Source organism: Mesorhizobium sp. M7A.F.Ca.AU.001.01.1.1, from assembly GCF_004022735.1.
GTDB classification, from domain to species: domain Bacteria; phylum Pseudomonadota; class Alphaproteobacteria; order Rhizobiales; family Rhizobiaceae; genus Mesorhizobium; species Mesorhizobium ciceri.
On record NZ_RZPF01000328.1, the window covers coordinates 1 to 6,789 of the forward strand.

At 63.5% G+C, this 6,789-nt stretch carries 6 protein-coding genes; 2 read left to right on the top strand and 4 right to left on the bottom strand.

All coding sequences use genetic code 11. The annotated features are described in order from the left end of the window. The first annotated feature begins 115 nt into the window (after window positions 1–115). Window positions 116–1,303, top strand: coding sequence for a Gfo/Idh/MocA family oxidoreductase (locus EN884_RS19935; protein ID WP_013529510.1), 1,188 nt, complete (start codon window positions 116–118; stop codon window positions 1,301–1,303). A 180-nt stretch (window positions 1,304–1,483) separates the two neighbouring features. After that, window positions 1,484–2,335 carry a sugar phosphate isomerase/epimerase gene (locus EN884_RS19940; protein ID WP_063169044.1) on the top strand — a complete coding sequence of 284 codons (852 nt, stop codon included), beginning with the start codon at window positions 1,484–1,486 and terminating at the stop codon, window positions 2,333–2,335. Window positions 2,336–2,551: 216 nt separating this feature from the next. Here EN884_RS19940 and EN884_RS19945 read toward each other — a convergent pair whose 3' ends face one another. From EN884_RS19945 to EN884_RS19960, 4 genes are all read right to left on the bottom strand, one after another. After that, entirely contained in the window at window positions 2,552–3,490 is a 939-nt protein-coding gene (locus EN884_RS19945; protein WP_063169043.1) for an IS110 family transposase, read from the bottom strand. A gap of 273 nt (window positions 3,491–3,763) precedes the next feature. Next, window positions 3,764–5,131, bottom strand: coding sequence for a phosphonate ABC transporter, permease protein PhnE (phnE, locus tag EN884_RS19950; protein WP_063169042.1), 1,368 nt, complete (start codon window positions 5,129–5,131; stop codon window positions 3,764–3,766). A 2-nt stretch (window positions 5,132–5,133) separates the two neighbouring features. After that, the gene (gene phnE, locus EN884_RS19955; protein WP_063169041.1) at window positions 5,134–6,090 is read right to left on the bottom strand and encodes a phosphonate ABC transporter, permease protein PhnE; all 957 of its coding nucleotides are present in this window, start codon (window positions 6,088–6,090) and stop codon (window positions 5,134–5,136) included. A gap of 57 nt (window positions 6,091–6,147) precedes the next feature. Further along, the coding region (locus tag EN884_RS19960; RefSeq protein ID WP_164895065.1) for a phosphate/phosphite/phosphonate ABC transporter substrate-binding protein at window positions 6,148–6,789 on the bottom strand (642 nt) is incomplete at its 5' end.

Genomic DNA, 6,789 nt, shown 5'->3' on the forward strand with positions numbered 1-6,789 from the left:
GGCCCAAAGGCCGGGTGGGTCGGTTCACACCGCGCTCTGCCTCAACGACCCCACCCGATCCGCTGCGCGGATCGACCTCCCCTCAAGGGGGGCAAGCAACAGCGAGGAGCAAGATATGGTCGGCGCATCGAAGTCGGAAACGGGAGGCGGCCCGATCCGCTACGGCATGGTCGGCGGCGGGCAAGGCGCCTTCATCGGCGCGGTGCATCGGATCGCGGCGCGGCTGGACAACGAGTTCGTGCTGGTTGCCGGCGCTTTGTCAGCCGACCCGGCCCGTGCCAAGGCCTCGGCGGCCGAACTGGGGCTCGACCCCTCACGCAGCTACGCATCCTATGCCGAGATGGCCAAGGCCGAGGCGAAGCGCCCCGACGGCATCGAAGCGGTGGCCATCGTCACGCCCAACAATGTGCATGTGCCAGCGGCAAAAGCTTTCCTCGAGGCCGGCATCCACGTCATCTGCGACAAGCCGCTGGCGACGACGCTGGCCGAAGCGAAAAAGCTCGCGGCGATAGTCGAGAAGACCGGCAAGGTGTTCGTGCTGACGCACAACTACACCGCCTATCCGATGGTGCGGCAAGCACGCGAAATGGTCGCCAAGGGCGTGCTCGGCGACATCCGCATCGTGCAGTCCGAATATCCGCAGGACTGGCTGACCGAGGATTTGGCGGCGACAGGCCAGAAGCAGGCGGCGTGGCGCTCCGACCCCAAGCAGGCAGGTGCCGGCGGTGCGCTGGGCGATATCGGCACGCATGCCTACAACCTCGCCCGCTTCGTCTCGGGGCTGGAACTGGACTCCCTGTCGGCCGATCTCGACGCCTTCGTGCCGGGACGGCTACTGGATGACAACGTCAACGTCATGCTGCGCTTCAAGCCTACCGGCAAGACGCACCCGGCCAAGGGCATGATCTGGGCAAGCCAGGTGGCGCCCGGCCATGAGAACGGGCTGAAGCTGCGCATCTATGGCTCGAAGGGTGGGCTGGAATGGGTGCAGGCCGACCCGAACTATCTCTGGTACACCCCATTCGGCCAGCCAAAGCAATTGATTACCCGCAATGGCGCCGGCGCGCTGCCGGTGGCGGGCCGTGTCAGCCGCGTGCCGTCAGGCCATCCGGAAGGCTACCTCGAAGGCTTCGCCAACATCTACCAGGAGGCCGCACGCGCCATCCGGGCGGCACGCCGCAAGGGCGGCAAGCCGGCAAAGGATGTCGTCTTCCCGACCATACAGGACGGCGTCGAGGGCATGGCCTTCATCGAGGCTTGCGTGAAGTCGTCGAAGAAGAACGGGGCGTGGACGAAGCTCTAGTCCAAGGGGCGCTGAGATTCAGGTGAGGCCGGCCTGCAAACGGCCGTTTCCTGCGCTTCCGGTGCTCACGTACCCAAAAGTACGCTCCGCTCCGGTTCTCGGAACCAGCCGTTTTCGGCTTGGCCTGACCTGAATCTCAACACCCCGGCGATCCGAGGAATCTAAGGGGAGGGGGCGTCGATGAAAATCGGCATGTGCATGTTCTTGTGGACGACGGCGGTGTCGAAGAAACACGAGCCGCTGCTGCGCGACATCAAGGCGACCGGTTTCGATGGCGTCGAGATACCGATCTTCGCCGGCACGCCGGACGATTATAGAAAGCTCGGCGATCTGCTCGACCGCATCGGGCTGGAGCGGACTGCGGTTTCGGCCATGGGCGATCCGGCGATGAATTTGATCGCGGCCGACGCGGCAACCCGCAAGGCCGGTGTCGACTACATGAAATGGGCGATCGACTGCGCGCAGGCGCTTGGCGCCAGCACGCTGAGCGGCCCTCTGCATTCGACGCTCGGGTCCTTTTCCGGCTCTGGGCCGACGGCCGCGGAGAAGAAGCGCTCCGTCGGCTCGCAGCGCGCCATCGGCGACCATGCCGGCAACAAGGGCGTCACCATCGGGCTCGAGGCGCTGAACCGCTTCGAATGCTACCTGCTCAACACGATGGCGGACCTGTCGGAGCATATCGACGCCATCGACCGGCCGCACATCAAGGCGATGTACGACACCTTCCACGCCAATATCGAGGAGGCCGACCCGATCGGCGCCTACACGAAACACCGCAGGAATGTCGTGCATATCCATATCTCGGAGAATGATCGCGGCGTGCCGGGGCGCGGCAACATTCCGTGGACCGAAACGTTTTCCGCCATCCGCAAGAGCGGCTATGACGATTGGCTGACGATCGAGGCGTTCGGCCGCTCACTCAAGGATTTGGCGGCGGCGACCAAGGTGTGGCGGGATTTTTCAGAGACCCCGGAAGCGGTTTATCGGGAGGGGTATAGGCATATCAAGAGCGGGTGGAAGAAGGCGGCTTAGGCGCCCTGGCCCATTTTCTATTTGCGTTCGCGGCGGTTGCCAGGTGGTTCCCCCACTCCGTCTCGGCTTCGCCGAGCCACCTCTCTCCCCCCTCCGGAGGGAGAGGAAGGAAGCCTCGGCCTGGGGGACACTCGGCCTAAGAGGACAGGCGTCGGCTCGGACAGCCTGGCGCTTTCCTCTACCCCGTCGATCGGGGGAGAGCGACTATCTGGGGTGTCAAGTTGCACTCGCGAACTCGTTGCGCGCATCGCGTGCTTTTGCATTGAGGATGACGAGGAGTTTTCTGGCGAGTGCGATGCGGATGAGCATTTTTGGCTTTCCCGCCTGTTGCAACCGTTGAGCGAAAGCTTTGAGATTGGGATCGAATTTGGCCACGATGGCTGCGACGATGAAGAGGATGCCACGCGGCCCGGCGCGTCCGCCGCGCACATGCCTGTTGCCGGTGCGCTTGCCGCTATCGTTGGCGAAGGGAGCGAGGCCTGCCAGCTTGGCGATGGCCTTGTTGGAGATGAGGCCGATCTCGGGCAGTTCGGCCATCAGGCGGGCGACGGTGCGTCCGGCCACGCCCTTCAGCGAACGAAAGGCCTGCTCCAGCCTGGCCCACAGCGGATCGTCATCGATCATCGAGGCAATCTCGCCTTCCAGGCGCCGTTGCTCGCGCTTGAGGAAGGCCAGCATCGCCTCGATGCTGGCGCATACCTCGGCGTCGCGTGCGGCACTTCTACGCTGCTTGTTGATGGTCGCATCGCCGACAATCTGGCAAAGCCGGCCAACCAACGCGGCAAGCCGCTGCTGGGCGGCGCTTGGCGGTGGCGTCGGCACAGTGTTCTTGACTGCGCCGTAGTGGGCGATGACAGCGGCGTCGATCCTGTCGGTCTTCTCAAGATAGCCCATCGCCTCGGCGAAACGGCGCACGCTCTTGGCATTGACCACGCCGCACGGCATGCCGTGCGCCCACAAGAGCATGAATCCCAGCCGTTCATAGCCGCCCGATGCCTCCATCACCGCAAGGACTGCGTCATGGCTGCGGCAGAACAGCCAAAGAGCTGCGATCCCCGCCGCGTCGTTGGCGAAGCGCGCTGCCGCTCCGCCAGGCCAGACATGCGCGTCCAGCCAATCTTTCGAAACATCAACTCCACAAATAATCCTGTTCACGGTAACCTGCCTTGTGCGTACGGTTGGAACCAAGCGACTGTTCGGTCGTGCGTGATGAAGGCGAAGATCCCAAGCTCTCCCGCGGCTGTAACCTCAGGTGGTACGGGCGACTTCGCCAAGCCAAGGTCCGGGCGGCCACCCGGACCTTGGCTCAATCGCTCTAATCCCACGAAATCTCTCTCGTGTAGATACAAGGTGTCGAGCGAAGCTCGACGGAGTGGGGGTCGATCCTTTGGCGCCGGTCGAGACGACTTGCGCGTCTGCATCACAAGCCTACCCCTGCTCAGCCTGGATCCTGTTGTAGTCGTGGATCGTCTGGCTCAGCCGGCGGCGCAGGAAGTTGGAGATGTTGTCGAAGATGAAGACGACGGCCAAGATCAGCAGCACCATGTAGAAGACGTTGGCCCAGTTTGAGTTGGTGCGCATCGCTTCCCACAGTTTCAGGCCGATGCCGCCGGCGCCGACAGCGCCGATGATGGTGGCGCCGCGGGTGTTGGATTCCCACTGATAGAGCGTCTGGCTGATGAACACCGGCACCACTTCCGGCAGCACGCCGTAGCGCTGCACCAGGAGGCCGTTGGCTCCGGTCGAGGTAATCCCCTCGCGCGGCCTGTCGTCGATGTTCTCCAGCGCCTCGGAATAGGTTTTGCCGAGCGTGCCGACCTCTGTGAAGAAGATCGCCGCACTGCCAGCCAGCGGTCCCGGCCCGAAGGCGCGGGTGAAGAACAGCGCCCAGATCAGCATGTCGATGGAGCGCATGAAATCGAAGAAGCGCTTGAGCACCTGGTTGACCAGCCGGCTGGGCGTGATGTTGCGGGCGGCGAAGAAGGCCAGCGGGAAGGCGACGATGCCGCCCAGCATGGTGCCGAGAAAGGCCATGACGATGGTCTGCAGGAGCTTCGTCCAGACATCGCCATGCTGCCACTGGGCGTTGTTCCAGATGTTGTCGCCGGCCAGCGCCAGATTTGACGTGCCCGGTTTCAGTTCCGGCCCGGAGACGATCAGCGAAGCGACTTCGCTTGCCGACTTGCCGAAGAAAGGCGAACGCGTGTCGAAGACGAAATTTGCCCAGCCTAGAAACCGCTTGCGTATCCTGACGCGGTCAACGGCGACGCGGGACTCGCCGGCAAAGCCCATGTCGGCGACCACCTCATCCTCATGCGCGGTGATCCAGCCGGGAACCGGTCCCGAGATCAGCGGCTTGCCGGTGCCGAGCGCGACCGCGACAGTCTCACCGTTGGCAGTTATCGTCGCTTGCGTCTTGGTGAAGGTGATCGACTTGGCGGTGCCGTCGATCAGGATCGTCACCGAACCATCGGCATTGGTCTTGACCCAGTCCGGATCCGGGTTCGGGCCGAGCACGGAGAAGCGTGGATATTTGGCAGTGATCTGCGGTTCATCGAGGCGGAAGATCGGCTGCACGTCGTAGCTGATCCACTGGGTCAGGAACAGCGGCAGGCGCTCCCAGTGCGATTCCCGCATGACCTGCGGCAGGTTGAAGAACCACAAGGCGTACAGCAGGTAGAGAAAGATGCCGCCAAGCAGCATCAGCGGCCCGAAGCGCTTGTGGAACGGCCGCTGGAACACCTGCGGGAAGCGCTCTTCGATCGACTGGATCTGATCGGCGGTCATGGTGGCCATGGTCAAGCGCTCATCACGAAAGCCTGCTCGCCGACCAGCTTGCGGCGCAGCCAGGCGGAGAACTGGTCGACGATGAAGATCGTCGTGAACAGGAGCAGCACGAGGGCTATCGTCTTGGCGCCGAAGCCGCGCGAGATCGACAGCTTCAACTCCTCGCCGATACCGCCGCCGCCGACCGCGCCCATGATGGTGGAAATGCGGACATTTATCTCAACACGCAGCAGCGTGTAGGACATGAAGTTGGGCAGCACCTGCGGCAGGCCGGCGAAGCGCACCCGCTCGAACCAGTTGGCGCCGACGGCCCTCAGGCCTTCCTCGGCGCGCATGTCGATGTTCTCGTTGATCTCGTAGAACAGCTTGCCCAGCGCGCCGATCGAATGCAGGCCGATGGCGATGATGGCGGCGATCGGGCCGATCGAGACGATGGCGGCGAACAGGCCGGCGATGACGATCTCGGGAAAGGCGCGCAGCAGTTCCATGAGGCGCTTGACGATCAGCCGCAGCACCGGATGCGGCGTCAAATTGCGCGCCGCGATGAAGGAGAACGGCACGGCGAAGACGAAGCCGATGAAGGTCGAGACCAGCGCCACGTTGAGCGTGGTCAGCATCAGCTCGAAATATTCGGGGATGTAGAAGCTGCCCCAGACATAGGCGCGGCCAAGCGGAAAATTGAATTCCTGGGTACCGGTGTCATGCGGGGAAGTGATGTCGAACATCGCCCGCCAGACATCGTTCCAGTCCTTGGGGACGAGCCAGCTCAGGAAATCCAGCAAATGCGGCAACCGGTCGAAGAAATGCCCGGCATTGGCCTCGTCGGCGAACCACATGGTGCTGCCGAGCGCGGTGATGAGCAGGCCGACACCGATGGCGGTGTAGAGCCGGCGCAAGGACGTCTGGCGACGCCAGGCGTCGGCCATCTGGTGAGTGGCGCCGGAAGGGGCTGTCACGGAAAGGGTCATGATCGGACATGCAAGAAGGGCGGCGTTTTCTCGACGCCGCCCTTCCTGGTTTCGCCGTTAGCCGCCGATGGCTGCCTTACGGGCTTCGACGATGACGTTGTAGAAGTCCGCCTTAACCGGGACGTAGCCGGTAAAGTCGCCGCCCTCGACGCCTTCGAAGCAAGCCTTGTCCTTCTTCGGCAACTGCGTGAAGAAGTCGGCGAGCTTGGCGGTCATTTCGTCGCCGAGCGCGGTGCGCACGACCAGCGGGCCGTTCGGGATCAGACCCGAGCGCCAGACTTCGACGAAGTCGTTGGGGTCGACGGCGCCCTTGGCGACTTCCTTGTGGAAGGTGCCGGAGGTGTAGCCGTCCTTGAAGTCGCCGATGCCGGAAGAATCGTCCACCGCCACGTCGACCTTGCCGTCACGCACGGCCAGGACGTTGTTCTCGTGACCGCCGTTGAACTGGGTCGAGGCGAAGAAGGTTTCGTTCGAAGCGCCGGTATCCTTCGGGATCTGGGTCAGCGGGATCAGGTAGCCGGAGGTAGAATCCGGATCGGCGTAGCCGAGCTTCTTGCCCTTGGCCGACTTGATGTCGGTGATGCCGGAGGATTTCAGCGCCAGGCCGATCGAATAATAGCCGGTGGCGCCGTCGGTCTGCTGGGTGGTGAGGATCGGGGTGACCGCCTTCGGGTCCTTGAGAGCGACGCTGGCGTAGCC